12 protein-coding genes are annotated in these 15,536 nt (G+C 73.8%); 6 read left to right on the top strand and 6 right to left on the bottom strand.

The window, feature by feature from the left end; translation table 11 throughout:
- Nucleotides 1–2 precede the first annotated feature (2 nt).
- Both AVL61_RS07155 and AVL61_RS07150 read right to left on the bottom strand, forming a co-directional pair.
- Nucleotides 3–686 carry a potassium channel family protein gene (locus AVL61_RS07155; RefSeq protein WP_058873671.1) on the bottom strand — a complete coding sequence of 228 codons (684 nt, stop codon included), beginning with the start codon at nt 684–686 and terminating at the stop codon, nt 3–5.
- Nucleotides 686–1,432 carry a potassium channel family protein gene (locus AVL61_RS07150; protein WP_058873670.1) on the bottom strand — a complete coding sequence of 249 codons (747 nt, stop codon included), beginning with the start codon at nt 1,430–1,432 and terminating at the stop codon, nt 686–688. Before AVL61_RS07150 ends, AVL61_RS07155 begins: the two co-directional genes overlap by 1 nt.
- Nucleotides 1,433–1,518: 86 nt before the next feature.
- On the opposite strand from AVL61_RS07150, the gene AVL61_RS07145 reads away from it, so the two are divergent.
- The 4 genes from AVL61_RS07145 (at nt 1,519) to dxs (ending at nt 10,192) form a co-directional block, all read left to right on the top strand.
- Entirely contained in the window at nt 1,519–3,519 is a 2,001-nt protein-coding gene (locus AVL61_RS07145; protein ID WP_058873669.1) for an APC family permease, read from the top strand.
- Entirely contained in the window at nt 3,516–4,934 is a 1,419-nt protein-coding gene (locus AVL61_RS07140; protein ID WP_082697016.1) for a class I SAM-dependent RNA methyltransferase, read from the top strand. The genes AVL61_RS07145 and AVL61_RS07140 overlap by 4 nt, the downstream gene beginning before the upstream one ends.
- 162 nt (nt 4,935–5,096) lie before the next feature.
- The gene (locus AVL61_RS07135; RefSeq protein ID WP_058873668.1) at nt 5,097–7,919 is read left to right on the top strand and encodes an aconitate hydratase; all 2,823 of its coding nucleotides are present in this window, start codon (nt 5,097–5,099) and stop codon (nt 7,917–7,919) included.
- 227 nt (nt 7,920–8,146) lie between these two features.
- Complete coding sequence (gene dxs / locus AVL61_RS07130) at nt 8,147–10,192, top strand: 1-deoxy-D-xylulose-5-phosphate synthase (RefSeq protein ID WP_058873667.1); 2,046 nt, start codon at nt 8,147–8,149, stop codon at nt 10,190–10,192.
- A 7-nt stretch (nt 10,193–10,199) separates the two neighbouring features.
- On the opposite strand, the gene AVL61_RS07125 is transcribed toward dxs, so the two are convergent.
- Nucleotides 10,200–10,631 carry a Rieske (2Fe-2S) protein gene (locus AVL61_RS07125; protein WP_058873666.1) on the bottom strand — a complete coding sequence of 144 codons (432 nt, stop codon included), beginning with the start codon at nt 10,629–10,631 and terminating at the stop codon, nt 10,200–10,202.
- A 243-nt stretch (nt 10,632–10,874) separates the two neighbouring features.
- On the opposite strand from AVL61_RS07125, the gene AVL61_RS07120 reads away from it, so the two are divergent.
- Nucleotides 10,875–11,321, top strand: coding sequence for a hypothetical protein (locus AVL61_RS07120; RefSeq protein ID WP_058873665.1), 447 nt, complete (start codon nt 10,875–10,877; stop codon nt 11,319–11,321).
- 134 nt (nt 11,322–11,455) lie between these two features.
- Here the strand turns inward: AVL61_RS07120 and AVL61_RS07115 are convergent, their stop codons facing one another.
- From AVL61_RS07115 to msrB, 3 genes are all read right to left on the bottom strand, one after another.
- Nucleotides 11,456–12,796, bottom strand: a complete 1,341-nt coding sequence (locus tag AVL61_RS07115) for an HRDC domain-containing protein (RefSeq protein WP_408669413.1) — start codon at nt 12,794–12,796, stop codon at nt 11,456–11,458.
- 52 nt (nt 12,797–12,848) lie between these two features.
- Nucleotides 12,849–13,520, bottom strand: coding sequence for a DUF3000 family protein (locus AVL61_RS07110; RefSeq protein ID WP_058873663.1), 672 nt, complete (start codon nt 13,518–13,520; stop codon nt 12,849–12,851).
- A 101-nt stretch (nt 13,521–13,621) separates the two neighbouring features.
- A complete protein-coding gene (gene msrB, locus AVL61_RS07105; RefSeq protein WP_058873662.1) occupies nt 13,622–14,056 on the bottom strand; it encodes a peptide-methionine (R)-S-oxide reductase MsrB in 435 nt (144 codons plus the stop codon).
- Between the two features lie 166 nt (nt 14,057–14,222).
- Between msrB and AVL61_RS07100 the strand changes: the two genes are divergently transcribed.
- Nucleotides 14,223–15,536: an alpha/beta hydrolase family protein gene (locus AVL61_RS07100; protein ID WP_058873661.1), complete on the top strand. Its 1,314-nt coding sequence runs from the start codon at nt 14,223–14,225 to the stop codon at nt 15,534–15,536.

Here is a 15,536-nt window from a genome sequence, read left to right as displayed (position 1 = left end):
ACTCAGTCCCGGTGGGGCTCGTGCCGGCCCGCGGTGGTGAACATCGCGCGCAGCTGCGCCTCGCCCTCCGTGGTGGAGACGAAGAAGAGCTGGTCGGCGCCCTCGACCACGTCGTCCCCCGAGGGGGTGATGGGCACGCCGTCGCGCAGGATGGCCACGAGCGCCACGTCCGGCGGCCACGGCACCTGGGAGACCATCGTGGCGATGATCGGGTGCTCGTGCGGCACCGTGTAGGCCGAGAGGGTGGCCCCGCCCGTCTGCAGGGTCAGCAGCCGCACCACGTCGCCGACCTCGACGGCCTCCTCCACGAGCGCGGTCATCAGCCGCGGCGTGGACACGGCCACGTCCACGCCCCAGGCGTCGTCGAAGAGCCACTCGTTCTTGGGGTTGTTGACCCGGCCCACCGTGCGGGGCACGCCGAACTCGCTGCGCGCCAGGAGGGAGACCACGAGGTTCGCCTTGTCGTCGCCCGTGGCGGCGACGACGACGTCGGTGTCCTCGAGCCCGCCCTCCCGCAGGGTGGAGAGCTCGCAGGCGTCCCCGATGATCCACTGGGCGCCGCGCAGGTCCGAGCGGCCGATCACCTCGGGCTTCTCGTCGAAGATCACGACCTCGTGCTGGTGGGAGAGCAGCTCCCGGGCGATCGAGGCGCCCACGGCGCCCGCGCCCACGATGACCACGCGCATCAGGCTCCTCCCCGCGGGGTGTCGTCGGATCCGGTCGCGTCCTCGGACTCCCGGCGCAGGGAGTTGGCGAAGTCGAGCACGTCCGGTCCGGGCCGGCGGGACAGCACGCGGGACACGGCCTCGACGTCGTCGGTGCGCATCATGGCGTGCACCACGTCCCCCTGCTGGTAGCTCATGTCCGGACCGGGCAGGACGCCCTCCCCGAAGCGGGTCACGAACGCGATCCGCACCCCCGTGGCCTCCTCGATGGCGTCCAGGTGCAGGCCGGACCAGGAGTCGTCCAGGGACAGCTCGCCCAGCTGCAGCCGTCCCGAGGCCTCCCGGAAGTCGGCCGTGATGGTCTGCTCGGGCAGGATCCGGCGCAGCGCCTGGTCGGCGCTCCAGCGCACGGCGGCGACGGTGGGGATCCCCAGCCGCTGGTAGAACTCCGCCCGGGAGGGGTCGTAGATGCGGGCCACGACGTGGCGGACCTTGAACGTCTCGCGCGCCACCCGGGCCGCGATGATGTTGGAGTTGTCCCCGCTCGAGACGGCCGCGAAGGCGTAGGCCTCCTCGATGCCGGCCCGGCGCAGCACCTCCTGGTCGAAGCCGAGGCCGGTGACCTTCTTGCCCTCGAAGGACTTGCGCAGCCTCCGGAAGGCGCGGTCGTCCTGGTCGATCACCGCCACGGTGTGCCCGGAGTCCTCGAGGGTGTGGGCGACCATCGTGCCGACGCGCCCCACCCCCATGATCACGAAATGCGCCATGCCCCTCAGCCTAGGTCACGCCCGGGCGCGCGGCGGGCAGCCGGTGCGGCGGACAATCGGTGCGGGACGGACTACCGTGGGGAGCCGTGCAGAGCATTCCCCGGGCCGTGCGGCGCGCACTCGTCGGCAAGCCCATCCACAACGAGCGGTTCGTCGACGCCGTGCTGCCCAAGCGCACGGCGCTGCCGGTCTTCTCGGCGGACGCCCTCTCCTCGGTGGCCTACGCCCCGGACGAGATCATCCTCACGCTCGCGCTCGCGGGGACCACGGCCGTCGCGGTCTCCCCCTGGGTGGGCCTGGCCGTGCTCGTGGTGCTCGCCGTGGTGATCACCGCGTACCGGCAGAACGTGCGCGCCTACCCCTCGGGCGGCGGCGACTACGAGATCGTCTCCAAGAACCTCGGCCGCACCGCGGGGGTGGGCGTGGGCGCGGCCCTGATGGCCGACTACTCCCTCGTCGTGGCGGTGTCCATGGCCACCGCCGCGCAGTACGTCTCGGCGGCGCTGCCCGCGCTCATCGGCTGGCGGGTGGAGCTGGCCGTGGCCGGGATCCTGTTCGTGGGCCTGCTCAACCTCCGCGGCCTGAAGTTCATGGGTCGGGCCGCAGCCGTGCCCACCTACTTCTTCCTCGCCGTCCTGGCCGCGCTGCTGCTCGTGGGCCTGGGCCAGGACCTCACCGGCTCCCTCGGCGACGCCCCCAGCGCGGACCGGGAGGTCCTGCCCGCCGCGGGCTTCGACGCCGGGCTGGCCGGCCTGGCGGGCGCCCTGGTGGTGCTGCGGGCCTTCTCCTCCGGGGCCGTGGCGCTGACCGGCGTGGAGACCATCACCAACTCGGTGCCGTACTTCCGCAAGCCCCGCGCGGCCAACGCGGCAGCCACGCTGGGCGTGCTCGGCGCGCTCGCGGCCGCCCTGCTGGCCGGCGTGATGTACCTCGCGGACCGCACGGACGTGGTGGTCGTGGGCGACCCGGAGGAGCAGCTGCTCGTGGACGGCCGGCTCCCCGGGCCCGACTTCTTCCAGGACCCCGTGCTGGGCCAGCTCGCCAAGACCGTCTTCGGCACCGACTCCCTGTGGTTCTTCGTGCTCGTCGCCGCGACCGTGGGCGTGCTGGTGCTCGCCGCGAACACCGCCTTCTCCGGCTTCCCCACGCTCGCGTCCCGGCTGGCGCGGGACGCCTTCCTGCCCCGGCAGCTGCAGGCGCGCGGGGACCGCTTCGCGTTCACCAACGGCATCCTGCTGCTGCTGCTCGTCGCCGTGGTCCTCACCGTGGCGTTCGGGGCCAACGTCAACAGCCTCATCCAGCTCTACATCGTGGGCGTGTTCGTCTCCTTCACGCTCACGCAGGCCGGCATGGTGCGGCACTGGGCGCGGGTGCGGCGGATGCGCCCGCACCCGGGGGTCCGCCGCGAGCTGTTCGTCCGCCGGGCCGTGGCCCTGATCGCCTTCGTCCTGTGCGCGGCGGTGCTCGTCGTCGTGCTCGTGACGAAGCTCACCCAGGGCGCGTGGATCACCATCGTGGCCATCGCCGTCCTCAGCGCGGTCATGGCGGGGGTGCGCCGGCACTACGACGCCGTGGACGCCGAGCTCGCGCTCCAGCCCGACTCCCCGGTCCGCGCCCTGCCCTCGCGGGTGCACGCCATCATCTACGTCTCCTCCGTGCGCAAGCCGCTCATGCGCGCCCTGGCCTACGCCCGGGCGTCCCGGCCCTCGTCCCTCGAGGCCGTCGTCGTGGACACGAACGCGTCGGCCACCGCCCGGATCCTCGCCGAGTGGCAGCGCCTCGAGATCCCGGTGCCCGTCACGGTCCTGCACGCGCCCTACCGGGACACCATCGGCCCGGTCCTCGACCACGTGCGCGGGGTGCGCCGCAAGTCCCCCCGGGACCTGGTCGTGGTGTACCTGCCCGAGTACGTGGTGCGGCACCGGTGGGAGCGGCTGCTGCACAACCAGGCCATCCGGCCGCTGCGGGCCCGCCTGCACCAGGAGCGCGGGGTCATGACGGCCTCCGTGCCCTGGCACCTGTCCTCCGCCTCCGGCGAGGACACGGGCCCCGAGTCCGCCCCCGAGCAGAGAGCGTCCCAGCCGTGATCCCGTCCCGCCCCCCGGTCCCCGCCGGGTCCACAGAATCCGCAGGGTCCGCCGAGCCCGTCGAGCTCGAGCTGCGCCTGGGCCCCGTCGCCCACGGTGGGCACACCGTGGCCCGCACCGGCGAGGGCCGCGTGGTCTTCGTCCGCCACGGCCTGCCCGGCGAGCTGGTCCGCGTCCGCCTCACCGACAGCGGCCCCGCGGCCCGGTTCTGGCGGGGCGACGTCGTGGCCGTCCTCGAGGCGGACCCCCACCGGCGGGCCGAGCACGTGTGGGCCCCGGCCGACCCCCTGCTGACCTGGCGGCGCGGCGAGCCGCCCGTGGGCGGCGCGGAGTTCGGCCACGCCGAGCTGCCGGCCCAGCGCGCCCTCAAGGCCGCCGTGGTCACCGAGCAGCTCTCCCGCCTGGCCGGGCTCGAGACCCGGGTCACCGTCGAGGCCATGCCGGGGGAGGACCCGCAGGGCCGCGGCTGGCGCACCCGCGCGCACTTCGCCGTCGACCCCGCGGGCCGGATCGGGATGCACCCCCACCGCAGCGCCGCCGTGGTGCCAGTGGACTCCTTCCCGCTCGTCGTCCCCGCGATCGACGGGCTGCGGCTCGGGCGGCTCGACCTGCGCGGGGCGGAGCGGGTCGACGTCGCGGCCCCCGCCGACGGCGGGACGCCGCTGGTGCACCTGAGCCTCGCCCCCGGGGCCGACCGGGAGCGGCTGCGCCACGAGCTGGCGCGCCTCACCGCGGACCGGGACGTCTCCGTCACCGCCCGCGCCGAGGGTCAGCGGCGGCCCGAGACCTGGGCGGGACGGCCGTCCGTCGTCGAGCACGCGGGCCCGCACCGCTGGGAGGTCTCCGCGGAGGGGTTCTGGCAGATCCACCGGGCCGCCCCCGGACTGCTGCACGGTGCGGTGCCCGCGGCCGCCGGGGCCCGCCCGGGGGAGCACGCCCTCGACCTCTACGCGGGCGCGGGCCTGTTCACGGCCGCGCTCGCGGACGCCGTGGGGGAGACGGGCACCGTCCTGGCGGTCGAGGGCTCGCCCGTCACCAGCGCGGACGCCCGGCGCACCCTCGCCGGCCGGCCGGGGGTGCGCGTGGAGCGCGGGAGCGTCGACAAGGTGCTGGCCCGGACGTGGCCGGAGGCGGCGCCCGCGCGCGGCCGGCGCCGCCCGGCCCGGGGCGGCGCCGTGCCCCGCCCCGACGTCGTGGTCCTGGACCCGCCCCGGGCGGGCGCCGGGCGGGCCGTCGTGGACCGGCTCGTGGCGCTCGCGCCGCGCCGGATCGCGTACCTCGCGTGCGATCCGGCCACGCTGGCCCGTGACCTCGGCCGGTTCCGCCGCGCCGGGTGGCACGTGCGGGAGGTGCGCGCGTTCGACATGTACCCGAACACCCACCACGTCGAGACGCTGGCGGTCCTCGAGCCCTGACGGCCGCCGCCCGCTGCGTGACGGCGACGTCCGGGGAGGTTCGGGGTCACGGGGCTCGCACGGGCTACACTGACAGTGACTGTTCACGGGAGAACGCCCGGCCACGCGCCGGTGTCCTCCCGCGGGCGTTTCCATGACGGTGGCGAGAGGAGTTCCACGCATATGAGCACGGTGGACAGCTTCGGGGCCAAGGGCGTTCTCGACGTCAAAGGCACCGAGTACGAGATTTTCCGACTGAACACGCTGGAGGGCGCGCAGAAGCTCCCGTACAGCCTGAAGGTTCTGCTCGAGAACCTGTTGCGCACCGAGGACGGCGCCAACATCACCTCCGAGCACATCGAGGCCCTGGCCGACTGGGATCCCACGGCCGAGCCCAGCATCGAGATCCAGTTCACCCCGGGCCGGGTGATCATGCAGGACTTCACCGGTGTGCCCTGCATCGTGGACCTCGCGACCATGCGCGAGGCCATCGCGGACCTCGGCGGCGACCCCGCCCGCGTGAACCCGCTCGCCCCGGCCGAGCTCGTGATCGACCACTCCGTGCAGATCGACTCCTTCGGGACCTCGGACTCCATCGGGATCAACATGGACATCGAGTACGAGCGCAACGGGGAGCGCTACCAGTTCCTGCGCTGGGGCCAGACCGCGTTCGACGACTTCAAGGTCGTGCCCCCGGGCATGGGCATCGTCCACCAGGTCAACATCGAGAACCTCGCCCGCGTGGTCATGACCCGCGAGGTCGACGGCGCGCTGCGCGCCTACCCGGACACCTGCGTGGGCACCGACTCGCACACGACCATGGAGAACGGCCTGGGCGTGCTCGGCTGGGGCGTGGGCGGCATCGAGGCCGAGGCCGCGATGCTCGGCCAGCCCATCTCCATGCTCATCCCGCGCGTGGTCGGCTTCAAGCTGACCGGCCAGATCCCGGCCGGCGCCACCGCCACCGACGTGGTGCTCACCATCACCGAGATGCTCCGCGACCACGGCGTGGTCGGCAAGTTCGTCGAGTTCTACGGCGAGGGCGTCGGAGCCGTGCCCCTGGCCAACCGCGCCACCATCGGGAACATGAGCCCGGAGTTCGGCTCCACCGCCGCGATCTTCCCGATCGACGACGTCACCCTGGAGTACCTGCGCCTGACCGGGCGCTCCGACGAGCAGATCGACCTCGTCGAGGCGTACGTCAAGGAACAGGGCATGTGGCACGACCCGTCCGAGGAGATCACCTTCTCGGAGTACCTCGAGCTGGACCTCTCCACCGTGGTGCCCTCGATCTCCGGGCCGAAGCGGCCGCAGGACCGCATCTCGCTCACCGACGCGAAGGCGCAGTTCCACGAGGACATCAAGAACTACGCCACGCACGTCGACGACGCCGCCTCCGGCGACACCGTGGACGACGTCGCGGCGCAGTCCTTCCCGGCCTCGGACGCCCCCGGCTACACCGCGGACGACCACCAGTCCGACGCGGACCGCCCGCGCGAGCACCACGCCTACGCCGAGGACGGGCGCCCCGCCAAGCAGGTGCCGGTGACCATGCCCGACGGCCGCGAGTTCGAGCTCGACCACGGCGCGGTCTCGATCGCCTCGATCACCTCGTGCACCAACACCTCGAACCCGTCGGTCATGATGGCCGCGGCGGTGCTGGCGCGCAACGCCGTCGAGAAGGGGCTCAAGGCCAAGCCGTGGGTCAAGACCTCGATCGCCCCGGGCTCGAAGGTCGTGACCGACTACTACGAGAAGTCCGGTCTGGTCCCGGCCCTGGAGGAGCTCGGCTTCTTCATCGTCGGCTACGGCTGCACCACCTGCATCGGCAACTCCGGTCCCCTCGAGGACGAGATCTCCCAGGCCATCCAGGACAACGACCTGGCCGTGACCTCGGTGCTCTCGGGCAACCGCAACTTCGAGGGCCGGATCAACCCGGACGTGAAGATGAACTACCTGGCGTCCCCGCCGCTGGTCATCGCCTACGCCCTGGCCGGCAACATGGACTTCGACTTCGACAGCGAGCCCCTGGGCCAGGACGCCGACGGCAACGAGGTGTACCTCAAGGACATCTGGCCGGACCCGGCCGAGGTGCAGAAGATCATCGACGCGTCCATCGACACGGAGATGTTCACCCGCGAGTACGGCACCATCTTCGACGGCGACGAGCGCTGGCAGAACCTGGACACCCCCACCGGCAAGACGTTCGAGTGGAACCCGCAGTCCACCTACGTCCGCAAGCCCCCGTACTTCGAGGGCATGACGATGGAGACGACCCCGGTCGAGGACATCTCGGGCGCCCGCGTGCTGCTGAAGCTGGGCGACTCGGTCACGACCGACCACATCTCCCCGGCGGGCTCGTTCAAGTCCGACACCCCGGCCGGAAAGTACCTCATCGAGAACGGGGTCCAGCGCAAGGACTTCAACTCGTACGGCTCGCGCCGCGGCAACCACGAGGTCATGATCCGCGGCACCTTCGCCAACATCCGGATCAAGAACCAGCTGCTGGACGGCGTGGAGGGCGGCTACACCCGCGACTTCACGCAGGAGGGCGGCCCGCAGGCCGCCGTCTACGACGCCGCGATGAACTACCAGGAGGCGGGCGTCCCGCTGGTCGTGCTGGGCGGCAAGGAGTACGGCTCCGGGTCCTCGCGCGACTGGGCCGCGAAGGGCACCTCCCTGCTGGGCGTCAAGGCCGTCATCGCCCAGAGCTACGAGCGCATCCACCGCTCGAACCTCATCGGCATGGGCGTGCTCCCGCTGCAGTTCCCGGCCGGGGAGTCCGCGGACTCCCTCGGCCTGGACGGCACGGAGACCTTCGACATCCAGGGCGTGACCGGACTCAACGAGGGCAGCATCCCGAAGACGCTCAAGGTCACCGCCACGAAGGAGGACGGCTCCACCGTCGAGTTCGACGCCGACCTGCGCATCGACACGCCGGGCGAGGCCGACTACTACCGCAACGGTGGCATCCTGCAGTACGTGCTGCGGCAGATCGCCCAGTAGTGGTCCCCGTGCGCGCGCCGGCGCGCACGGGGAGGAGCCGGCGATCGATCGCCGGCTCCTGATCCCAGGGCGTGCACAGCGCGCAGGGGCCCGGTCCGGGAACGGACCGGGCCCCTGCGCGCTGACGGCTCTGTCGGAACGACCGAGTAGGATCGGGGAAGCGCGCCGCCCCGGTCCCCCGGAACGCGGCGCCACCGACCACGACGCCGAGGACTGCGGGAGAAACCATGAGCGTGCTGGAGCGGGTGTCCGGGCCCGAGGACCTCGCGGGGCTGAGCCGTGCGGAGCTGGGCCGGCTGGCCGAGGAGATCCGCGAGTTCCTCGTCACCCACGTCTCCGCGACTGGCGGTCACCTGGGGCCGAACCTGGGGGTCGTCGAGCTGACGCTCGGGGTGCACCGGGTCTTCGACTCGCCCAAGGACTCCGTGGTCTTCGACACCGGGCACCAGTCCTACGTGCACAAGCTGCTCACCGGCCGCCGGAACTTCGAGACCCTGCGCCAGGAGGGCGGCCTCGCGGGCTACCCGGACCGCCGGGAGTCCGAGCACGACATCGTCGAGTCCTCGCACGCCTCCTCGTCCCTGTCCTGGGCCGACGGCATCTCGCGCGGCTACGCCATGACCGGTCAGCACGACCGGCACACGGTGGTGCTGGTGGGGGACGGGGCGCTGACCGGCGGGATGGCGTGGGAGGCCGTCAACAACATCGCCTCCGACCGCGACCGCAAGGTCGTCATCGTGGTCAACGACAACGGCCGGTCCTACGCCCCCACCGTGGGCGGCTTCGCCAACCACCTCGCGGAGCTCCAGGCCAGCGTGCAGCAGGGCGTGGACGCCGTGCGCACCGACCGCCGCTACGAGCAGACCCTCGAGACCGTGAAGGACCTGCTGAAGCACTCCGGCCCGGTGGGCGAGATGTTCTACCGGGGCCTGCACGGGATGAAGCAGGGCATCAAGGACGTCGTGGTGCCCCAGGGCATCTTCGAGGACCTGGGCATGAAGTACGTCGGTCCCGTCGACGGGCACGACCTCGAGGCCGTCGAGCAGGCCCTGAGCAACGCCAAGAACTACGGCGGGCCGGTCATCGTGCACGCGATCACCGAGAAGGGCCACGGCTACGGGCCCGCGACCGCCAACGAGGACGACCAGTTCCACGCCGTGGGCGTCATCGACCCCGTCACCGGCCGATCCACGGCGACGAGCTCCGAGCGCAGCTGGACGGCGGTGTTCCGCGACGAGATCGCCCGGATCGCCGACGAGCGCGAGGACGTCGTGGGCATCACCGGCGCCATGCTCATCCCCGTGGGGCTGCAGAAGATGCAGGCGGCCCACCCCGACCGCGTCGTGGACGTGGGCATCGCCGAGCAGCACGCCATCGCCATGGCCGCCGGCATGGCCTACGGCGGGCTGCACCCCGTGGTGGCCCTCTACGCCACGTTCCTCAACCGTGGCTTCGACCAGCTCCTCATGGACGTGGCGCTGCACCGCGCCGGCGTCACGGTGGTCCTCGACCGGGCCGGGGTCACCGGACCGGACGGCCCCAGCCACCACGGCATGTGGGACCTGGCCCTGCTGCAGATCGTCCCCGGGCTCCACCTGGCCGCCCCGCGCGACGAGCCGACCCTCGTCGAGGAGCTGCGCGAGGCGGTGGCCGTCGACGACGCCCCCACCGTCATCCGGTACCCAAAGGGCGCCGTGGGCGCCCCGGTGCCGGCCGTCGAGCGGTTGACGGACGGGGTCGACGTGCTCGCGCGCCGCGGCGGGGAGAGCGGGACGGTCGGCGCCCGCCGGGACGTCCTGCTCGTGTCCGTCGGCGCCATGAGCGGCCTGGCGCTGGACGTGGCCGAACGGCTCGAGGCCCACGGCGTCTCCGCCACGGTGGTCGACCCCCGGTGGGTGCTGCCCGTGCCGGCCTCGGTCATCGAGCTCGCGGCCCAGCACCGGATCGTGGTCGTCGTCGAGGACGGCGTGCGCGCCGGCGGGATCGGCTCCCGGATCCGCCAGGAGATGCGGGCGGCGGGGGTCGACACCGCCCTCAACGAGGTGGGTCTGCCCACGGAGTTCCTGCTGCACGGCTCCCGCTCCCAGATCCTGGCGCGGGTGGGCCTCACGGCCCAGCGGGTCGCCCAGGACACGCTGGCCTCCGTGCTGGGGACTCGCGTCCCCTACGCCCGCCCGGTGCCGGGCGAGGACTCCGCCGCCGCGCAGGACGCCGTGCCGGAGACCGCCGAGGACGCCGGCGGGGCGTCGCTGCCGCGCTCGCGCCGGGGCTGAGCCCCGCTCAGCCGAGCAGGATGCGGCCGTCCTCCACACTCGCGGGGTACGGCTCCAGGCCGGTATCGGCGGGACCGGCCAGCACCTCGCCGGTCGTGAGGTCGAACTGCGACGAGTGGCACGGGCAGACGTAGAGCTCCTCCCGCGGGGTCACCATGCAGCCCTGGTGCGGGCACACGGGGGAGAACGCGACGACCCTGTCCGGCTCCGGCCGGCTCACCACGGCCTGCACGCCGTCCCGGTCGACCTTCACGGCGGAGCCGACCGGCAGGTCCTCGACGGCGCCCGCGTCCACGGGGGCCGCACTGCCGGTGCCGCCCGTGCTGCCGGCCGCCGGCGGGTCCTCTCCGGCGCACCCGGCGAGCAGCGCGCCGGAACCGGCCAGGCCGAGGACGGTGCGCCGGGAGGGCGCGGACGGAGGGGGCGGGAGCTCGGCCATGACGGTCCTTCCGGGCGGGGATCTCGGGGTCCGCCGCCAGTCTAGGCGGCGCGGCCCCGAGTCCGCCCGGTCCCCGGTGCGGCTCCCCGGGTGATCGCTGTGAGCGGAGCAGCACGGCCCCGGTGTCCGCCGCGCCGGTTCGTCAGTAGGATGATGAAGACATCAGTCAGCGGGACGAGCCGTGCACCACCGGCTCCGCCCCGGACCCGGCCGCCGCGCCGGGACCGACGGAAGGACAGCACCATGATCAAGCGACTCATCTTCGTCACCGGTTTCGGGGTCGGCTTCGTGGTCGGCTCGGCCTCGGGCCGCAAGAGCTACGAGGCCCTGAAGCAGAACGCCGTGAAGACCTGGCAGGACCCGAAGGTCCAGGAGAAGGTCTCGGAGGGCACCGACTGGGTCAAGTCCGAGGTGCCGGTGGTCGGCGGCAAGCTGGCCGACAGCGCGAAGAAGGCGGCCGACACCGTGGGCACCAAGGCCTCCGACGCGTCCTCGTCCGTCAAGGAGAAGGTCTCCGGCTCCTCCGCGGGATCCGGCTCCTCCGGGGACGCGGCCTCCAGCACGACCGCCTCGAGCACGGGAACCGCGAGCACCGGCTACACGGACCTGCAGGACGCGAAGCCGGTCACCCCGGAGAGCCCCCTGGACCCGGCCGAGCCGCACCCGGCTCCCGGCGACCCGCAGAACTGACCCCCGGGCGCACCGCCCCCGAGGGGGGCCGTGCGCCAGGACGCTTACGACGACGGGCCCCGGCCGGACGGCCGGGGCCCGTCGTCGTGCTCCGGGGGCCCGCCGGTCCGGGGAGGGGCGGACCCGGGATCGGCTCAGGCGGCGGGCGTGTCCTCGCTCCCGGTCGGCAAGCGCTCCGCCTGACGGGCGGCGCGCTTGCGGGCCCGCAGCTCCCGCCAGGCCGGGCCGAGGACCGGCGCCGTCAGCTCGACCTGCCACCGGCGCGCCCCGAGATCCCGCAGCCGGTCCGCGACCGCCTGGTCGGTGGTGCTCTTCGGCGGCTGCCAGCAGAAGCGCCGCAGGTGCTCCGGGGTGAGCAGGTTCTCGGTGGGCAGCTCGTGCGCCTCGGCGAGCTCCGCCACCAGCGGCTTCAGGACCTTCAGCCGTGCCGCGGCCTCGGGCCGCTTGACCTCCCACGCCTTCACGGGCGGCAGGGCGTCGGACTTCACGGTGAAGGGGACCAGCTCGGTGGCGTTGCGGGCCTCGGCGATCGCCCGCAGCCAGCGGGGGGCCTCCCGCGCCGCGAGCCGGCCGTGGAAGCCGGGAGTGGCCAGGAGCTGCGGCACCGTGCGCGGCATGGCCGTCGCGGCCGCGACCAGGGCGGCGTCGGGCAGCAGCCGGCCGGGGGCGACGTCCTTGTGCTGGGCGAGCCGCTCCCGCTCCTCCCACAGACCGCGCAGCGCGGTGAGCTGGCGCCGGCCCTTCACCTTGTTGACCCCGGACGTCCTGCGCCACGGGTCCTGGCGCGGCGGGGCCGGCTCGGCGGTCCGCACCGCCTCGAACTCCTCCAGCGCCCACTCGAGCTTGCCCTTCTCCCGCAGCAGCTCCTCCATGGCCCAGCGCAGCTGGATGAGCATCTCCACGTCCAGCGCGGCGTAGTTCAGCCAGTCCTTGGGCAGCGGCCGTCTCGACCAGTCCACGGCGGAGTGCTCCTTGGCGAGCGTGTAGCCCAGCAGCTCCTCCGTCTCCGCGGCCAGGCCCACGCGCCGGAGGCCCGCGATGCGGCCGCCCAGCTCGGTGTCGAAGAGCCGGTCCGGCTCCATGCCGAGCGCGCGCAGGGAGGGCAGGTCCTGGGTGGCCGCGTGCAGCACCCACTCCACGCCGGAGAGCGCCTCGCCCAGGACGGCCAGGGACCCGGTGGCCTCCGGGTCGATCAGGACGGTGCCCACGCCCTCGCGCCGCAGCTGCACGAGGAAGGCGCGCTGCCCGTAGCGGAAGCCCGACGCCCGCTCGGTGTCGATCGCCGCCGGGCCGGAGCCCTCTGCGACGGCGGCGGCGGCCCGTTGCAGGCCCGCCACGGTGTCGATCACGGGAGGGATCCCGTCGAAGGGCGCCGCGAGGTGGACGCTGTCGGGGATCTCGAAGTCCTCGAAACCGGCGACCACGGGGGTCGAGGACTCGTCGGGCGCGGATCGGCGGTCGGCTGGGCTGGTCAAGGAGCGTCTTCGATTCTGTGTCGGCCCCGGCGGGGCGCGTTCGGTTCGGTGGTCAGCGGCGCGGGTGCAGCACGGTCACGCCCGGCGGATAGGGCGGCAGCCCCGCGAACGTGCAGACCGTGTCCGCCCAGGCCGCGAGGTGCGGTGCCACGTCGGAGCCCTCGGGCGTCCAGGAGGCCCTGAGCTCGACGTCGGCTCCCTCCTCCTGGTCGCCGAGCAGGCCGAAGCCCTCGGCGAGGACCCGGGACGCGGTGCCGCCCTCCCGAGAATATCCGGCCCGGTGGCGTTCCAGGGCCTCGAGGAGCCAGGTCCAGGCGATCGTGCCCGCCGTGTCGTCGCAGCCGATCTCACGGTCCGCGGCCGCCCGGGCCCAGGTGACGATCCGGAACGCCCCGCCCCAGGCCGCGGGCTCGGACGGGTCGTGCAGGAGCACGAAGCGCCCCGTGGCCAGTTCGTCGCCCGCGGTGCCGGCCGGCAGGCCCAGGGCTGCCGCGCTCGGGGTGCCCGTCGGCCGGGCTGCGGGACCGGCGGGGAGGAGCGCGCCGCGGAGCCGGACGGGCGGGGTCCGCACCTCGGCGCGCACCGCGGCGGCGAACGGTGCGAGGTGCGTGGGAGCGGGGATCGCGGTGAGCTCGACGCCCTCCCGGCGGCCGGTGCGGCGCAGCTGCTCGAGGGCGTCCTGGAACCCCTCGTACACCTCGGACAGGCCGTTGACCGCGCTCACACTGGAAGGGTAGGTCGTCCGGGCGTCCCGGCAGGCCGTGCCACGCCGCGAGCGCGCGACCGGCGTGGTCCGGGTCACGCCCGCCGCCCCGGCGGGAGCGGTCAGGAGGCGGCGGGGACGAGGCGGACGGAGACGGAGTTGATGCAGTACCGCAGGTCGGTGGGGGTCGGGAAGCCCTCCCCGCCGAAGACGTGGCCCATGTGCGAGTCGCAGGCGGCGCACCGGACCTCCACCCGCTCCATGCCCAGGGCGGTGTCCTTGATGTAGCGGACGCGGTCCTCGGCCAGCGGGGCGTAGAAGGACGGCCAGCCGCAGTGCGCGTCGAACTTGGTCTCGGAGCGGAACAGCTCCGCCCCGCACGCGCGGCACTCGTAGACGCCCTCGGTCCTCGTGTCCCAGTACTCGCCGGTGAAGGGCCGCTCCGTGCCGGCCTCGCGCAGGACGTGGTACTCCTCGGGGGACAGGATCGTGCGCCAGTCCTCCTCGCTGCGTCCGGTGCTGCCGGGGCGGTCGCCGTGGCTGGTGGTCTCGCTCATGGTGTCGTCCTCCGGGACGGTATCGGTGCTCCGGGAGCGGGCGCCGTGCGGGCCCGCCCGGCGGTCCGCACGGGGCGGCTCGGCACCGCGGGGGCGCGGACCGCCCGGCCAGCACAACCACGCGTCCCTCCCGGTTATGCCCGTGCCGCGTGGAAGACTGGGGGGCATGCCACGTCGCTCCCCGCCGGTCCCCCCCGCCCCCGAGCCCCCGTCCGCGACGCAGTGGGCGCGCGGGGCCGTGGTGGGCGCGGCCGTCACCGTGGGGGCGGCGTCCCTGTCCTTCGGGCTCTCGAGCGCGGCGGCCGCCTACTTCGCGCGGCAGGTGGTGGTGCCCCCGAAGTACCGCTCCGAGGACCTGCAGATCCTCGGCGTCACCCGCACCGGCGAGGACGGCGACCCGTCCGCGACGACGCTCGTGCGGCTCCCGGCCACGGTGGACACGACGGTCGCGGGGACCTACAGCCTGCGCTTCGACGCGGGCCGCGGGCACGCCCGGATCGGCGCCATCCGCTCCTACTCGCCCCAGGAGGGGACCGTGACCCGGGTGGTCGAGGAGGTCTACTCGGGTGACCTCCTCCGGGCGACCCGCGGCTTCTGGTCCGGGACGGTCTACCCGGACCCCGGGGCGGCGGGCCTGCCGTTCGAGGAGGTGGAGATCCCGATCGAGGTGGGGCCGGCGCCCTGCTGGGTGGTTCCCGCGGAGGGCGGGCCGACCCCGGAGGGCGAGCGGCCCCGGGTGCTCCCGGGGCCGTGGGCGATCATGGTGCACGGGCGCGGCGCCAACCGGATGGAGACGGTCCGCGCCGTGCCGGTGGCCCGGGAGCTCGGCCTGACGTCCCTGCTGATCTCCTACCGCAACGACCGGGAGGCGCCGCCCACGCACGACTTCCGCTACGGGCTGGGCTTCACGGAGTGGAAGGACGTGCAGACGGCCATCAGCTACGCGAAGTCCCGCGGCGCCACGCAGATCGTGCTCTTCGGCTGGTCCATGGGCGGGGCGATCGCGCTCCAGACGGCGGATCTGTCCTTCTACCGCGACGACATCGCCGCCCTCGTGCTCACCGGGCCGGTGGTGGACTGGTTCGAGCTGATCGCCCACCACTCCCGCACCCGCCGCATCCCCTCCGGGATCGGCCGGCTGGCCACGAACCTGATCTCCCACCCGGCCGGGCGGATGCTGACGGGTCTGGCCGCGCCGGTGGACCTCCGGGCGCTGGACTGGCTCTCCCGGTCCGAGCACCTGCGCACGCCCACCCTGGTGCTGCACTCCGTGGACGACGAGTTCGTCCCGGCCGCCAGCTCCCGCCGGCTGGCGGAGCTCAACCGGCTCGTGGAATTCGTGCCCTTCGCCCGCGCCCGGCACACCAAGGAGTGGAACGTGGACCCGCGGCGCTGGGAGGACGCGGTGCGGCGCTGGCTGCCGGCCCGGCTCGCCCAGGATGCCCGGTCCCTCGGGGCCGCTCGGGTCCGGGCCCGCTGA

It is taken from the genome of Kocuria rosea subsp. polaris, from assembly GCF_001483755.1.
GTDB lineage: Bacteria > Actinomycetota > Actinomycetes > Actinomycetales > Micrococcaceae > Kocuria > Kocuria cellulosilytica.
Note: the sequence above shows the minus strand (reverse complement) of the source record. Positions and strands in the feature narration are given on the sequence as shown.

Excerpts from the sequence above, each read along its gene's own strand:
- AVL61_RS07155 (WP_058873671.1), bottom strand. The coding sequence starts at position 686 with ATGCGCGTGGTCATCGTGGGCGCGGGCGCCGTGGGCGCCTCGATCGCC.
- AVL61_RS07150 (WP_058873670.1), bottom strand. The coding sequence starts at position 1,432 with ATGGCGCATTTCGTGATCATGGGGGTGGGGCGCGTCGGCACGATGGTC.
- AVL61_RS07135 (WP_058873668.1), top strand. The coding sequence starts at position 5,097 with ATGAGCACGGTGGACAGCTTCGGGGCCAAGGGCGTTCTCGACGTCAAA.
- dxs (WP_058873667.1), top strand. The coding sequence starts at position 8,147 with ATGAGCGTGCTGGAGCGGGTGTCCGGGCCCGAGGACCTCGCGGGGCTG.
- AVL61_RS07125 (WP_058873666.1), bottom strand. The coding sequence starts at position 10,631 with ATGGCCGAGCTCCCGCCCCCTCCGTCCGCGCCCTCCCGGCGCACCGTC.
- AVL61_RS07120 (WP_058873665.1), top strand. The coding sequence starts at position 10,875 with ATGATCAAGCGACTCATCTTCGTCACCGGTTTCGGGGTCGGCTTCGTG.
- msrB (WP_058873662.1), bottom strand. The coding sequence starts at position 14,056 with ATGAGCGAGACCACCAGCCACGGCGACCGCCCCGGCAGCACCGGACGC.
- AVL61_RS07100 (WP_058873661.1), top strand. The coding sequence starts at position 14,223 with ATGCCACGTCGCTCCCCGCCGGTCCCCCCCGCCCCCGAGCCCCCGTCC.